Origin of the sequence: Corynebacterium pollutisoli, assembly GCF_900177745.1 — a bacterium.
Classification (GTDB): Bacteria; Actinomycetota; Actinomycetes; order Mycobacteriales; family Mycobacteriaceae; genus Corynebacterium; species Corynebacterium pollutisoli.
In genome coordinates this window covers 1-13,392 of the sequence record NZ_FXAR01000013.1, presented here as the reverse complement: position 1 = coordinate 13,392, position 13,392 = coordinate 1, and the positions used below count along the sequence as shown (strand labels likewise).

The window sequence follows — 13,392 nt, the reverse complement described above, 5'->3', positions numbered from 1 at the left end:
GGCAAGGAGCTGGTGGAGCATGAGATGGCCTCCCACGGCCTGGTCGGTGTCTACGACCCGGTCGACGGTGGGGTCAACCTCTACCGGGATCAACGCTGTGCGAGCTTCAAGCAGCGGATGCTGTTGGCGGCGGAGACGATCCTGTGCCCCACACCGGGCTGTACGACACCGGCCGATCAGTGCCAGGTACACCACCTGACCCCCTGGAAACACGGCGGGGAAACGAACCTGGACAACCTCACGATGGCGTGTCGGGTACACAACGCCCGCAACGACGACGATCCCGACACCCCACCGAGGCACGGCCGGCTGGCACGAGAACCCGGCGGAGTGGTCCACCACCCACCCGACGGCGGACCACCGCGCACCAACACCCACCCGATCCGGAACCTCTCCGCGATGGGGCTGATCACCGACGCCTGAGTCCGGGAACGGCTGCAGGCCGCCTCCCCGAGGGGTGACGGCCTGCAGCGGTCAAGAATTTACTTGCCCAGCTTACGACGCTGAACGCGGGTGCGGCGCAGCATCTTGCGGTGCTTCTTCTTGGACATGCGCTTGCGGCGCTTCTTGATGACAGAACCCATGGGGTCTCCTCAGATAGTTGAGTGAGTACGTACGTAACCTGCCGACTTCTCCTCGAGGTGCACTCTCGACCGCACTGGCTGCGCGGGAAGGTACCGTCGGCACGAATGCGGTCCATCATACCGGGGCCCTGCCAACCGACCAAAAAAGCCTGCGGCGCCGGTCACTCTGGTGGAGTGACCGGCGCCGCAGGAACGTAGACGGGCTAACCGACCTCGTAGTACGAGGAGTCGAGGTAATCGTTGACCGCCTTCTCGTGAACACGGAAGGAGCGGCCCACGCGAACCGCCGGCAGGTCACCGGAGTGAACCAGCCGGTAGACGGTCATCTTGGAAACGCGCATGATCTCCGCGACTTCCGCGACCGTCAGAAAAGTGCCCTTGTCTGCATTAGTCATATTCATTCAACCCTTCAGCATGTGGCGCGCTGCAGGCTTCCCCTCCCGCAGGACGGACACGCACGTGCTTGGACAAGCTTAGCGTGAATTGTGTGACTGCTGCGACTTAAGTGCCCGATTTTTTGTGAGTTTTTCCGTCAGGGGGTGCCACCGAGCTCCGCGGAGCGGCGCGCGCACGCCTCCGTCGCCCGGAAGAAGGCCCCGCGAATTCCGGATTCCTCCAGCTCACGCAGGGCGGCGACCGTGGTGCCCGCCGGGGAGGACACGTTGGCACGCAGGGTGGCCGGATCCTGCCCGGATTCCGACAACATGATGCCCGCACCCGCCGCGGACGTCACCACGAGCTTCTCCGCGACGTCGCGGGTGAGTCCGAGGGAGACGCCGGCGTCGATAAGCGATTCGGCGACGAGGAAGAAATAGGCGGGCGACGAGCCCGCCAGGGCGGTGACGGCATCCATGTCCGACTCCGAGACCGGCATGACCTCACCGACAACCGACAGCAGCTCCGTGACCTGCTCCAGCTGCTCCTCTGTGACGAAGCGCCCCGTGGCCACCGCATTCATGCCGCGGCCCACGAGCATGGGGGTGTTCGGCATGACACGCACCACCGGCGTGCCGGCGACAACGGCGTCCTCCATCGCGGACAGCGGGATACCCGCCGCCATCGACACGAGCACCGTCGTGACGTCATTCTCCTCGAGTGCCCCGCTGATCTCCCCCAGCACATCGACGATCATCTTCGGCTTCACGCACAGGAACACCACGTCGGCGTCCTCGGCGGCCTGCCGGTTGTCGGTGCTGTCGCGCACGCCGTAGCGCTCGCGCAGCTCCTCACCGCGCTCCGGGCGGCGGCCCGTGACCGTGATCGACTGCGGATCGACATCCGCGTTGACAAGACCCGAGATCAGCGCCTCGCCGATCTTGCCTCCTCCGATAACCACAATTTTCGTCATGGCTCCCAGAGTGCCACATCAGGTCAGAGGAGCACGACCGCCAGCGGTCCGAACGTCATGACGATGCCCACCAGCGCCGCCAGGAACATCGACAACCCGTCGTTCGCGGTGCGCAGCGCCTTGACCACGGCCACCATGCCGACGGTCACCAGGATCGCCAGGCCCGCCACGATCGGGCGCGACAGGTTGTCCCACAGCATCTCGAAGCCCTTGAACACCACGACACCGAGCACCACACCGATGATCGCCATGAGGACGACACCGGTGATGGAGGTCTTCTCCTCCGGCTCATCGACAGTGTCGACGCTCTCCTCCTCGACGACCGGGATCTCCCCGGTCTCCGGATCAGACTCAGGCTCAGGCTGGGGTTCGGCCGGCTTCTCCACCGTGGCGGCCGGAGCCATCTTCGGCTCCTGCTTATCCGGCTGCGGCGTGACCTTCTCCAGGACCGCGGTCTCGTCGGTCGCCGGGGTCGGCTTCTCGGCCTTTTCGGCCTTCTCGGTCCTGAGCTTCGGCTCCTCGGCCTCGACGGGCGCGGGCGGCGCGTCGATCGGCACCGAGGAGTGCTTCGACTCGGCGGGCTTCTCCTTGACGGCCGGAATGGAACCGGTGAGCTCGGCGACGGAGATGCCGCCCTCCTCCAGGCTGCGGCGACGGCGGCGGCGCGGTGTCTCTCCACCTCCGGTCTCGCGGCCGGCGCGGGCCAGCAGCTCGGCGACGGTGAGCTGCTTGTTGTCGTCGCTCATGGTCACGTCCTTTCCTCGGGGGCCGGATCCAGCCCCTTGTCGATGCGACGGAGAATGACTCCCTCGCGCAGTGCCCAGGGGCAGATCTCGATGCTCTCTAGGCCCAGGGCACGCATACTGGCCTCCGCGACGAGGGCGCCGGCGACGATCTGGTGCGAACGATCGGAGCTGATGCCCTCCAGCTCGGCGCGGTCAGCGGCGGTCATGCGGGAGATGAAGGCGATGAGCTGGCGCAGACCCGGCGCGGTGAGCGTGCGCTTGATGTACGGGCCCTCGGCGCTCGGGGCGGCACCGGTGAGGCGGGCGAGGGTGCGGAAGGTCTTCGACGTACCCACGGCCAGACCGGCGGCGCCGTAGGCGCGCATCTGGCGGGCGGGTTCGGTGAGCTCGGCGTCGATGTAGTCGCGGAGCAGGTTGATCTTCTTGCGCTCCGGCGGGTCGGTGTCGAACCACTGGTGGGTGAGTCGGCCGGCGCCGAGGTCGAGGGAGATCGCGACGTCGGGGGTCTCGTCGGAGCCGGTGGACAGCTCGAGGGAGCCGCCGCCGATGTCGAGGTTGGTGATGCGGCCGGCGGACCAGCCGTACCAGCGGCGGACCGCGAGGAACGTCAGCTTGGCCTCGTCCTCACCGGAGAGCACCTCGAGGCGCACGCCCGTGTCCTTCTCGACGGAGTCGAGCACCTCGGCGGAGTTCGTCGCCGAACGCACGGCGGATGTCGCGAAGGACATCACCTCCGAGCAGCCCAGTGTCGTCGCGAGGTCGGCCGCCTCGGCGACCGCCTTCGTGAGTCGCTTGACTCCCTTGTCGCCGATGGCGCCGTCGCCGTCGATAAGTTCGACGAGTCGCAGACTCGTCTTCCAGTCGCTCATCGGGGTCGGATGTCCACCATTGCGGGCATCGACCGCCACCATGTGGACAGTGTTGCTGCCCACGTCCAATACACCTAGTCGCACATGTCCAAGGGTAGACGGTCTAACGTGGCCAAGTGTGAATCGCCCACTTTCATCCCCGGTTTTTCTCGGTTTCCCCGAGACCTCCCCGGCCGGCAAGCAGATCCTCGCCGGCGCGGAGGAGGCCCCTGATTTCCCGCGCGAGTGGTTCGAGTTCGTCAACCCCGAGGACCCGCTGCATACCTTCCAGATCGACCTGACCTGGGTGGAATCGCACTACACCTGCCATTTCGGGCAGGAGGCGTGCCAGAGCATCGACTTCCGGCAGACCGACATCGGCTGCTGCGTCCACGGCGCCTACCTCGCCGATGAGACCGACCGCGACCAGCTCTACAACGCCGTCCACGACATGCCCGCGAAGTACTGGCAGCACCGCCCTGCGGGGGTGGACGAGTACTTCGCCACCGACGAGGCCATCGACCTGGAGCCGTGGCTGGAGTGGGACGACGACGAGGAGGAACCGTCGCTGAAGACGAAGACCCTCGGCGGGGCGTGCATCTTCGCCAACCGTCGCGGCTGGGAGACGGGCACCGGCTGCGCCATCCACCAGTGGGCGGTGGCGGAGGGCCGGGAGTTGACCGTCGAGAAGCCCGAGGTGTGCTGGCAGGTTCCGCTGCGCCGCTACGAGGACTATGAGGAGCGTACCGACGGCGTCGAGATCCTCCGCACCGTCATCGGCGAGTACGACCGCCGCGCCTGGGGCAACGGCGGCGAGGACTTCGACTGGTGGTGCTCCGGTGCCAGCGCCTGCCACACCCACCCCGACCCGCTGTGGAAGTCGATGCGGCAGGAACTCATCGCGCTCATGGGCCAGCCGTCCTATGACATCCTGGCCGACCACTGCGAACGCCGGGCGGCCGCGGGACTGACCGCGACACACCCGGCGTCGAGAAGCTGGAACGACTAGGCCTCGAACTTGTAGCCCAGGCCACGCACGGTGACCAGGTGCTTCGGGCGGGAGGGCTCCTCCTCGATCTTGGAGCGCAGGCGCTTGACGTGCACGTCGAGGGTCTTGGTGTCACCGACGTAGTCCGCGCCCCAGATCCGGTCGATGAGCTGCCCGCGGGTGAGCACACGGCCGGCGTTACGCAGCAGGTACTCGAGCAGGTCGAACTCCTTGAGCGGCATCGGCACCGGGTCGCCGGCGACGGTGACGGTGTGGCGCTCGACGTCCATGCGGACGCGGCCGCCCTCGAGGATCTGCTCCTCGATCTCCTCCATGGCCGGCTCGGCGGCGTCGGAACCGCGGCGCAGCACCGCGCGGATGCGGGCGATGAGCTCGCGGGAGGAGTAGGGCTTGGTGACGTAGTCGTCGGCGCCCAGCTCGAGGCCGACCACCTTGTCGATCTCCGAGTCACGCGCGGTCACCATGATGACCGGCACGGTCGAGGTGGCGCGCAGCTGCTTGCATACGTCGGTGCCGGACATGCCCGGGAGCATGAGGTCGAGCAGGACGATGTCGATGTCGTTGCGTTCGAACTCCACGAGTGCCGTGGGACCGTCACCGGCGATGATCACCTCAAAACCCTCCTTACGCAGGAGGAAGGCCAACGGGTCCGCGAGGGACTCCTCGTCCTCGACGATGAGGATGGTCGTCGTCATGATGCTTTGTCCTTTCGACGTGTCGCCACCCGCGACACCGCCTGACGCAGCGTGCCGGTGGAGCCTGTCTCATCATCCTGCCCTGCCGCCGCCACCGCGGGCGGCTCGGGGGTGGGATGATGGATCGGAAGTTCAATGGTGAACGTGGATCCCGTTCCAGGTCGGGACCATACCTTGATGTTACCGCCGTGATTGGCGACGACATGTTTGACGATCGCCAGCCCCAGGCCCGTGCCACCCGTCGAGCGCGACCGCGCCTTGTCGACGCGGAAGAAGCGTTCGAACACCCGCTTCTGGTCCTCCGGCGAGATACCGATACCGCGGTCGGTGACCCGGATGAGCACGACATCCTTGTTGGCCACCTTCTGCGACACCGACACCGGCACAGACTGCGGCGAGTAGTTGATCGCGTTGGAGATGAGGTTGGACACGGCGGTGACCAGCAGCGACCGGTCGCCCACGACGAGCACCCCGGAGTCCGCCCCCTTGGTGAGGGTGATGTCGGCATTGTCGGCGGCGACCTGGTTACGTCGGAAAGCCTCGTCGATGACGTCGTCGACGGATACGGGCTCCATCTCCGGCAGCGGCTCCGCACCCTGCAGCTTCGACAGGGAGATGAGCTCGTTGATCATGCCGGCCATGCGGTGGGCCTCTTTGTGGATCCGCTCGCCGAAGTAGGCGACGTGCTCCGGATCCTCGGCCTCCTCCATGAGGGCCTCCGCCAGCAGGGCCATGCCGCCGACGGGGGTCTTGAGCTCGTGGGAGACGTTCGCCACGAAGTCACGGCGGGCGGACTCCATGCGGACGTTCTCACTCTCGTCGGTGCCGTAGACGATGACGAAACGGTCGTCGATGAGCGTCAGCGGTTTGATGAGCGCGCGTACCGACGACACCCGGTTACCGGTCCGCCGGTAGGGCATCGTCAGGTCGAGGGAGCGCGCCTCCTTGTCGGCGTAGACCTCGCCGGCCACCTTCCACACCTGCTCATTGACGGTGCGGTCGTGGACGAGCGCCATCTCGTGGGCGCGCGCGTTCGACAGGATGACCTCGCCACCCCGGTCGAGCACGGTGACTCCCGTGGGCGACCCTTGGACGGCCAGGTGCAGGACCTGGCCCACGGTGGTCACCTGGTTGTCCTCCAGCGTGGCGGAAGAACGGTGCCGGATGATCCTCTTCCGCGCCCAGTTCAACGCCGGAAGGGCGACGCCGGTGACGGCGACGCCCAACAGGAACGCGAGAAAGGCTGACACGCCCTACAGGCTACTTGCCACCCTGCGCGGCCACCGCGGCTGCACCGGCGGCGGCGGCCTCCGGGTCGAGGTAGGTGCCACCCGGGTTGATGACGGTGCCCTCGGCATCCAGCTCGTAGACCAGCGGAATACCGGTCGGGATGTTGAGGGCGGCGATGTCCTCGTCGGAGATGTTGTCGAGGTGCTTGACCAGTGCGCGCAGGGAGTTGCCGTGCGCGGCGACGAGGACGGTCTCACCGCGCTTGACGCGGGGCTCGATCTCCTCCTGGTAGTACGGGATGAAACGCTTGACGACGTCGAGCAGGCACTCGGTGCGCGGGACAGTGTCCAGGTGGCTGTAGCGCACGTCGTCGGACTGCGAGTACTCGGAGTCGTCGGCCAGCTCCGGCGGCGGGGTGTCGTAGGAACGACGCCACGCCATGAACTGCTCGTCACCGTACTTGTCCTTGGTCTCGGCCTTGTTGAGGCCCTGCAGCGCACCGTAGTGACGCTCGTTGAGACGCCAGTCGCGGACGACCGGGATCCAGTGGCGGTCCGCCGCGTTGAGGGCGATGTTGGCCGTGCGGATCGCACGACGCAGGAGAGATGTGTAAACCACCTCCGGCAGGATGCCGGCCTCCTTGAGCATCTCACCGCCACGGATGGCCTCGGCGATACCCTGCTCGGTCAGGTCAACGTCCACCCAGCCGGTGAACTGGTTCGATTTGTTCCACTGGCTCTGGCCGTGGCGAAGAAGAATGAGCTTTCCGTTGGTCATGCCTCCAATATGCCACGATCCCGCAGTTCATGGGTGGTTATTTACCCCCGCCCGCACGGTCCCGGCGCGGGGCGCAGTCATCCGGTTCCACGTCCAACGCCTCGTTGTACACCGACGCCAGCTGGGAGGCCGACGCCGACCACGAGAAGTTCGCCGCGTGCTGCACCGCCTCCCCTGCCATCCGCAGCCGGGTGTCATCGTCGTCGAGGAGGGATTCCAGGGCGTCCGCCCAGTCGGCGGTGCCGTGGCCGTCGACAAGCAGTCCGGTCTCGCCCTCGGCGACGGCGACGGGCAGGCCGCCCACCCGCGCCGCGACGACCGGGGTGCCGCAGGCCTGGGCCTCCATGGCGACGAGCCCGAAGGACTCGTTGTAGCTGGGGACGGCGACGATGTCGGCGGCCTGGTAGATGGTCACCAACTCCTCCGGGGGGCGCGGGTCGAGGAAGCGGATGCGCCGGGCCACGCCCAGCTCACGGGCCAGTTCCATGTACTGCCGCTCGGTGGCGGCCGCACCGGAGGCCCCGCCGCAGATGATGACGCGCAGCTTGCGTCCCGGATTGCGCTGGACCATCTCGGCGGTGGCGCGGATGAGCACCTGCGGGCCCTTGAACTGCTGGAGTCGGCCGACGAACGCCACCAGCTCGGCGTCGAGCGGGATGCCCAGCAGGCGGCGGGACCGCTCGGTGTTGCGGTCGGTGCCCGGAGTGAACATTTCGACGTCGGTGCCCGGGGAGACGACGACGATGCGGTCGGGGTCGGCGTCGTAGTGGTCGACGAGGTCGTTGGTCTCCTCCGGGGTGTTGACCACCAGGACATCCGCATTATCGACGAGCTGCTGCTCGCAGATCCGGCGGGCCTCCGACTCCGGGGAGTCGTCGTCGCTGCGGTGGGCGTTCTTCACCGCGGCGAGCGTGTGCGCCGTGTGGACGAGCGGGACCTCCCACAGGTCGCGCAGCAGCCAGCCGACCTGACCGGAGAGCCAGTAGTGGGAGTGGATGAGGTCGTAGTCGACGTCGTGGCAGCGGTGGAACTGCAGCATCCCGCCGGCGAAGGCCGCCAGCTGGGTGGGCAGGGCCTCCTTCTCCAGCCCGTCGTAGGGGCCGGCGACGATGTTGACCACCCGCAGGCCGGGCTCCACATCGACGACCTCGCCCTGACTGGGGCGGGTGGCCCGGGTGAAGATGTCCACCTCCACGCCCTGCCGCGCCAGCTGGCGGGCGGTGTTGAGGACGTAGACGTTCATGCCTCCGGCGTCGCCGGAGCCGGGCTGCTGCAGCGGCGAGGTGTGCATGGAGATCATTGCGACGCGCATGCCCCAATAGTAGGTGCGTCCGTCCGTATACTGGGGCGCACCTCGTCAGGAAACCCCAGCAGCGGAAGGCACCCCATGTCGGCATTCGAGACCAAGGCCTGGTTGAAGCACTACCCCGAGTGGACCCCCCACTCCCTCGACTACGACGACACGACCCTGCTCGACGTCTACGACAACAACCTGGCCATCAACGCCGAGAAGCCCGCCACCTGGTTCTTCGGCAGGTCCCAGACCTACGGTGAGCTCGACCGTCAGGTCCGCCGCGCCGCCGCCGGTCTCCGCGCCTTCGGCGTGCGACCCGGCGACAAGGTCGCCATCATCCTGCCGAACTGCCCGCAGCACATCGCCGCCTTCTACGCGGTGCTCAAGCTGGGCGCCACCGTCGTGGAGCACAACCCGCTCTACACCGCACACGAACTGTCCGGCCCCTTCGCCGACCACGGCGCCCGGGTCGTCATCGCCTGGGACAAGGCGGCCCCCACCCTGGAGAAGCTGCGCGGCACCACCTCCCTGGAGACCATCATCTCGGTCAACATGATCGAGGCCATGCCCGCGTTCAAGCAGCTGGCACTGAAGCTGCCGATCAAGAAGATCAAGGAGCAGCGCGACGCCCTGTCCGCCCCGGCCCCGAACACGGTGCCGTGGGAGGCGCTCATCGGTTCCGCCATCGGGGGCGAGGGCGACGACATCGAGTCGGAGCCGACCGTCACCAAGGACACCATCGCGCTCATCCTCTACACCTCCGGCACGACCGGCACCCCGAAGGGCGCGCAGCTCACGCACGGCAACCTCTTCGCCAACTGCCTGCAGGGCAAGAACTGGGTGCCGGGTCTCGGCGAGCAGCACGAGCGCATGCTCGCCGCGCTGCCGATGTTCCACGCCTACGGCCTGACCATGGTGGGCACCCTGTCCTTCTACATCGGCGGCGAGATGATCCTCCTGCCGGCCCCGCGCATCCCGCTCATCATGGACGTGATGAAAAAGCACACCCCCACGTGGCTGCCGGGTGTGCCCACGCTCTACGAGAAGATCGTCGAGGCCGCCGAGGCCGACAACATCAACATCTCCGGCGTGCGCAACGCCTTCTGTGGCGCGGCGACCCTGCCGGTGTCCACCGTGGAGAAGTGGGAGCGTTTCACCGGCGGCCGCCTCGTCGAGGGCTACGGCCTCACCGAGACCTCCCCGGTCATCGTGGGCAACCCCATGAACGACGACCGCCGCCCCGGCTACGTCGGCATCCCGTTCCCCGACACCGAGGTGCGCATCGCCAACCCCGAGAACCTCGGCGAGACGCAGCCCGACGGCACCGAGGGTGAGATCCTCGTCCGCGGCCCGCAGGTCTTCCCCGGATACCTCAACCAGCCGGAGGCCACCGAGAAGAGCTTCCACGACGGCTGGTACCGCACCGGCGACATCGGCGTCATGGAGGAGGACGGGTTCATCCGCCTCGTGGCCCGCATCAAGGAGGTCATCATCACCGGCGGCTTCAACGTCTACCCGGTGGAGGTCGAGGAGGCCATGCGCGATCACCCGGACATCATCGACCTGGCGGTCGTCGGCCGCCCGCGCGAGGACGGCTCCGAGGACGTCGTCGCCTGCGTCACCCTGCGCGACGGTGCCGCCATGGACCCGGAGGGCCTCAAGGACTTCGCCCGCGAGCGTCTCACCCGCTACAAGGTCCCGCGCACCTTCTACCACTTCGAGGAGCTGGCCCGCGATCAGATGGGCAAGATCCGTCGCCGTGAGGTGCAGGAGGACCTGCTGCGCCTGCTGGAGAACTAGCTACAGGTGTGATTCGGGGCACGGGTACTTGCTTTCCTGCATACCCTATGGGGTATATTGGGGGCCGTAATATTCACGACCCCTCAGGAGCCCCCCCCATGTGCCGTCCCGTCCCCTGCCCCACCTGCCACAAGACCACCTGGAGCGGCTGTGGCCAGCATATCGACCAGGTGAAGGCCTCCGTCCCCGACAACCAGTGGTGCACCTGCCAGGACTCCGCCGCCGACAACAAGCCCGGCCTCTTCGCCGGACTCTTCGGCCGCTAGGACCCCTGAAGTAGCATCCACACAATGACCACCAAGACCACCACCGTGATCGTCGGCGGCGTCGCCGGCGGCATGTCCACGGCCGCCCGCCTGCGACGCCGCGACGAGACCATGGACATCATCGTCCTCGAGGCCTCCGGCCACGTCTCCTTCGCCAACTGCGGCCTGCCGTACCACGTGTCCGGCGTCATCCCAGAGCGCCGCTCCCTCCTCCTGCAGACTCCCGAGTCCCTCGCCGCGCGATTCAACCTCGACGTGCGCGTCAACACGCGCGCGACCGCCATCGACCGGGAACAGCAGACCGTCACCACCGACACCGGTGACACCATCGCCTACGACCACCTGGTGCTCTCCCCCGGTGCGACGCCGATCATCCCGCCGATCCCGGGCATCGAACGCGCGCTGCACCTGCGCACCATCGAAGATGTCGACGCGATCATCGCGGCCCTGACCGACGACGTGGCGTCCGTCGCCATCATCGGCGGAGGTTTCATCGGCCTCGAGGTGGCGGAGAACATGCGCCACCGCGGCCTCGACGTCACGGTCATCGAGCGCGCCCCGCAGATCCTCACCCCGTTGGATGAGGAGATGGCGGCGATCGTCGAGAAGCGTCTCACCGACAACGGTGTCACCGTCATCACCGACGGCGACACCGTGTCCATCGGAGCCGACTCCCTCGAGCTTGCCGACGCCCGCGCCATCCCCGCCGACCTCGTCATCGCCAGCATCGGCGTGCGCCCGGCCAACGACCTCGCCGTCGCCGCCGGCCTCGAGGTCGGCGAACGCGGCGGCATCAAGGTCGACGACCACCAGCGCACCTCCGACCCGCGCATCTTCGCCGTCGGCGACGCCGCCGAAAAGGCCGACCACGTCTCCGGTGAAGACACCCTCGTCCCGCTGGCCCAGACCGCCAACCGCCACGGCCGCCTCGTCGCCGACATCATCACCGGACGCCACGTGACCCGCACCCCCACCCTCGGCACCGCCATCGTCGGCGTCTTCGGACTCTCCGCCGGTTCCGTCGGCTGGAACGAGCGCCGGGCGCGCGCCGCCGGGAAGAACCTGCGCGTCATCCACCTGCACCCGGCCAACCACGCCGGCTACTACCCCGGCGCCGAGACCATCCACCTCAAGGTCGTCGTCGACGCCGACACCGACCTCATCCTCGGCGCACAGGCCGTGGGTGGGCAGGGCGTCGACAAGCGTATCGACGTCATCGCCACCGCCATGCGCGCCGGCCTCACCGCCACCGACCTGGCGGACCTCGAGCTGGCCTACGCACCGCAGTTCGGCTCCGCTAAGGACCCGATCAACATGGTCGGCTTCATCAACGACAACATGGTCGCCGGTGAGCGCACCTTCCAGTGGTACGAACTCGACGACGCCCTCGCCGACGGCTGGACCCTCGTCGACGTACGCACGCCGAAGGAGTTCGACCGCGGCCAGATCCCGGGTGCGGTCAACATCCCGGTCGACGACCTGCGCGAGCGTATCGGCGAGCTGCGCGGCAAGAAGGTTCTCGTCCACTGCCAGGTCGGCCTCCGCGGCCACGTGGCCTGCACACTGTTGGACAACCTGGGTATCGAGGCCGCGAATCTCGACGGCGGATATGTGACGTGGGGCCATGGCCGATTGTCTCGACAGTAAGATGGGCGGCATGCAGCTCACACCCGAAGAAGCCAAGCCGTCCGTCACCCGCCTCAAGCGGGCGAAGGGCCAGCTCGAGGCTGTTATCCGCATGCTCGAGGAGGGACAGGAGTGCGAGGACGCCGTCATGCAGCTCTCCGCTGTGGCGAAAGCGATCGACCGCGCCGGCTACCTCATCGTCTCCACGGGCATGAAGAAGTGTTTTGCCCAGGAGGGCTCCGAACTCGACGAGAAGAAGCTCGAGCGGATGTTCCTCTCCCTGGCATAAGGACCACAGCGCCCGTCCCCACGTGGGGACGGGCGCTGTACTTTTCTCAGGCGTCGGTGATCAGCCCCATCGCGGAGAGGTTCCGGATCGGGTGGGTGTTGGTGCGCGGTGGTCCGCCGTCGGGTGGGTGGTGGACCACTCCGCCGGGTTCTCGTGCCAGCCGGCCGTGCCTCGGTGGGGTGTCGGGATCGTCGTCGTTGCGGGCGTTGTGTACCCGACACGCCATCGTGAGGTTGTCCAGGTTCGTTTCCCCGCCGTGTTTCCAGGGGGTCAGGTGGTGTACCTGGCACTGATCGGCCGGTGTCGTACACCCCGGTGTGGGGCACAGGATCGTCTCCGCCGCCAACAGCATCCGCTGCTTGAAACTCGCGCACCGTTGATCCCGGTAGAGGTTGACCCCACCGTCGACCGGGTCGTAGACACCGACCAGGCCGTGGGAGGCCATCTCATGCTCCACCAGCTCCTTGCCGGTGATCGTGGTGCCATCGGTCAGGGCGAACACCGTCTCATCCCCCTCGTGGCGTAATACTGCCGCGTAGTCGGGTAGTGCCATGACCACCAGCGGCACCACCGGCGGGGTTGAACCGCCTGCCACACCACTTGTGAGGTGCCGGTAGGCGGCATCGGCCATCGCCGGTTCATACCCCAGGCGGGGGTCCGCGGCCCGGGCCTGGTCCGCGGCAGGTAGCAGGGTGGCGATGATGTGGGAGATCTGGCGTTCCGGCAGAGTGAGGGTCAGGGTGCGCATGCCGAGGGCGTCGGTGTTCTTACCCCCGCGTAGGGCGCGTTTGCCGTAGGCCTTCGCCGCCGCATCCTTGACCGTGCGGTTGTGGTCACGCACCCGGGCGGCGGCCGCCCGATCAATCTCACCCACCGTGCC

General features: G+C 67.4%; 16 protein-coding genes. 6 read left to right on the top strand and 10 right to left on the bottom strand.

The window, feature by feature from the left end; genetic code table 11:
• A partial coding sequence (locus B9Y70_RS12515) for an HNH endonuclease signature motif containing protein (RefSeq protein ID WP_143337655.1) occupies window positions 1–423 on the top strand: 423 nt, incomplete at its 5' end.
• A gap of 59 nt (window positions 424–482) precedes the next feature.
• Here the strand turns inward: B9Y70_RS12515 and B9Y70_RS12510 are convergent.
• From B9Y70_RS12510 to B9Y70_RS12490, 5 genes are all read right to left on the bottom strand, one after another.
• The gene (locus B9Y70_RS12510) at window positions 483–584 is read right to left on the bottom strand and encodes a 30S ribosomal protein bS22 (RefSeq protein ID WP_003855542.1); all 102 of its coding nucleotides are present in this window, start codon (window positions 582–584) and stop codon (window positions 483–485) included.
• Window positions 585–787: 203 nt separating this feature from the next.
• Window positions 788–979, bottom strand: coding sequence for a helix-turn-helix domain-containing protein (locus B9Y70_RS12505; protein ID WP_085550599.1), 192 nt, complete (start codon window positions 977–979; stop codon window positions 788–790).
• A 137-nt stretch (window positions 980–1,116) separates the two neighbouring features.
• Entirely contained in the window at window positions 1,117–1,932 is an 816-nt protein-coding gene (gene proC / locus B9Y70_RS12500) for a pyrroline-5-carboxylate reductase (protein WP_085550598.1), read from the bottom strand.
• 23 nt (window positions 1,933–1,955) lie between these two features.
• A complete protein-coding gene (locus B9Y70_RS12495) occupies window positions 1,956–2,678 on the bottom strand; it encodes a hypothetical protein (protein ID WP_085550597.1) in 723 nt (240 codons plus the stop codon).
• A gap of 2 nt (window positions 2,679–2,680) precedes the next feature.
• Entirely contained in the window at window positions 2,681–3,631 is a 951-nt protein-coding gene (locus tag B9Y70_RS12490) for a Ppx/GppA family phosphatase (protein ID WP_085550596.1), read from the bottom strand.
• A gap of 34 nt (window positions 3,632–3,665) precedes the next feature.
• Between B9Y70_RS12490 and B9Y70_RS12485 the strand changes: the two genes are divergently transcribed.
• Window positions 3,666–4,535, top strand: a complete 870-nt coding sequence (locus B9Y70_RS12485; protein ID WP_085550595.1) for a DUF3109 family protein — start codon at window positions 3,666–3,668, stop codon at window positions 4,533–4,535.
• On the opposite strand, the gene B9Y70_RS12480 is transcribed toward B9Y70_RS12485, so the two are convergent.
• The 4 genes from B9Y70_RS12480 to mshA are packed head-to-tail and all read right to left on the bottom strand — an operon-like array spanning window position 4,532 to window position 8,549.
• Window positions 4,532–5,230 carry a response regulator transcription factor gene (locus B9Y70_RS12480; protein ID WP_085550594.1) on the bottom strand — a complete coding sequence of 233 codons (699 nt, stop codon included), beginning with the start codon at window positions 5,228–5,230 and terminating at the stop codon, window positions 4,532–4,534. The two genes, B9Y70_RS12485 and B9Y70_RS12480, sit on opposite strands and share 4 nt — an antisense overlap.
• Window positions 5,227–6,480, bottom strand: a complete 1,254-nt coding sequence (locus B9Y70_RS12475) for a sensor histidine kinase (RefSeq protein ID WP_085550593.1) — start codon at window positions 6,478–6,480, stop codon at window positions 5,227–5,229. The genes B9Y70_RS12480 and B9Y70_RS12475 overlap by 4 nt, the downstream gene beginning before the upstream one ends.
• Before the next feature lie 10 nt (window positions 6,481–6,490).
• Window positions 6,491–7,237 carry a phosphoglyceromutase gene (locus tag B9Y70_RS12470; RefSeq protein WP_085550592.1) on the bottom strand — a complete coding sequence of 249 codons (747 nt, stop codon included), beginning with the start codon at window positions 7,235–7,237 and terminating at the stop codon, window positions 6,491–6,493.
• Between the two features lie 37 nt (window positions 7,238–7,274).
• Window positions 7,275–8,549 carry a D-inositol-3-phosphate glycosyltransferase gene (gene mshA, locus B9Y70_RS12465; protein ID WP_085550591.1) on the bottom strand — a complete coding sequence of 425 codons (1,275 nt, stop codon included), beginning with the start codon at window positions 8,547–8,549 and terminating at the stop codon, window positions 7,275–7,277.
• Window positions 8,550–8,624: 75 nt separating this feature from the next.
• Between mshA and B9Y70_RS12460 the strand changes: the two genes are divergently transcribed.
• From B9Y70_RS12460 to B9Y70_RS12450, 4 genes are all read left to right on the top strand, one after another.
• Window positions 8,625–10,331, top strand: coding sequence for a long-chain-fatty-acid--CoA ligase (locus tag B9Y70_RS12460; RefSeq protein WP_085550590.1), 1,707 nt, complete (start codon window positions 8,625–8,627; stop codon window positions 10,329–10,331).
• 98 nt (window positions 10,332–10,429) lie between these two features.
• Complete coding sequence (locus B9Y70_RS12890; RefSeq protein ID WP_162841664.1) at window positions 10,430–10,597, top strand: hypothetical protein; 168 nt, start codon at window positions 10,430–10,432, stop codon at window positions 10,595–10,597.
• Between the two features lie 24 nt (window positions 10,598–10,621).
• On the top strand, window positions 10,622–12,244 hold the full coding sequence (locus tag B9Y70_RS12455) for an FAD-dependent oxidoreductase (protein WP_085550589.1): 1,623 nt from the start codon (window positions 10,622–10,624) through the stop codon (window positions 12,242–12,244).
• 10 nt (window positions 12,245–12,254) lie between these two features.
• Window positions 12,255–12,512, top strand: a complete 258-nt coding sequence (locus B9Y70_RS12450; protein ID WP_085550601.1) for a metal-sensitive transcriptional regulator — start codon at window positions 12,255–12,257, stop codon at window positions 12,510–12,512.
• A 46-nt stretch (window positions 12,513–12,558) separates the two neighbouring features.
• Here B9Y70_RS12450 and B9Y70_RS12445 read toward each other — a convergent pair.
• Window positions 12,559–13,392, bottom strand: an 834-nt coding sequence (locus B9Y70_RS12445) for an HNH endonuclease signature motif containing protein (protein ID WP_085550588.1), incomplete at its 5' end; no start/stop codon positions are given.

Excerpts from the sequence above, each read along its gene's own strand:
- B9Y70_RS12510 (WP_003855542.1), bottom strand. The coding sequence starts at position 584 with ATGGGTTCTGTCATCAAGAAGCGCCGCAAGCGCATGTCCAAGAAGAAG.
- B9Y70_RS12505 (WP_085550599.1), bottom strand. The coding sequence starts at position 979 with ATGACTAATGCAGACAAGGGCACTTTTCTGACGGTCGCGGAAGTCGCG.
- proC (WP_085550598.1), bottom strand. The coding sequence starts at position 1,932 with ATGACGAAAATTGTGGTTATCGGAGGAGGCAAGATCGGCGAGGCGCTG.
- B9Y70_RS12495 (WP_085550597.1), bottom strand. The coding sequence starts at position 2,678 with ATGAGCGACGACAACAAGCAGCTCACCGTCGCCGAGCTGCTGGCCCGC.
- B9Y70_RS12480 (WP_085550594.1), bottom strand. The coding sequence starts at position 5,230 with ATGACGACGACCATCCTCATCGTCGAGGACGAGGAGTCCCTCGCGGAC.
- B9Y70_RS12470 (WP_085550592.1), bottom strand. The coding sequence starts at position 7,237 with ATGACCAACGGAAAGCTCATTCTTCTTCGCCACGGCCAGAGCCAGTGG.
- mshA (WP_085550591.1), bottom strand. The coding sequence starts at position 8,549 with ATGCGCGTCGCAATGATCTCCATGCACACCTCGCCGCTGCAGCAGCCC.
- B9Y70_RS12460 (WP_085550590.1), top strand. The coding sequence starts at position 8,625 with ATGTCGGCATTCGAGACCAAGGCCTGGTTGAAGCACTACCCCGAGTGG.
- B9Y70_RS12890 (WP_162841664.1), top strand. The coding sequence starts at position 10,430 with ATGTGCCGTCCCGTCCCCTGCCCCACCTGCCACAAGACCACCTGGAGC.
- B9Y70_RS12455 (WP_085550589.1), top strand. The coding sequence starts at position 10,622 with ATGACCACCAAGACCACCACCGTGATCGTCGGCGGCGTCGCCGGCGGC.
- B9Y70_RS12450 (WP_085550601.1), top strand. The coding sequence starts at position 12,255 with ATGCAGCTCACACCCGAAGAAGCCAAGCCGTCCGTCACCCGCCTCAAG.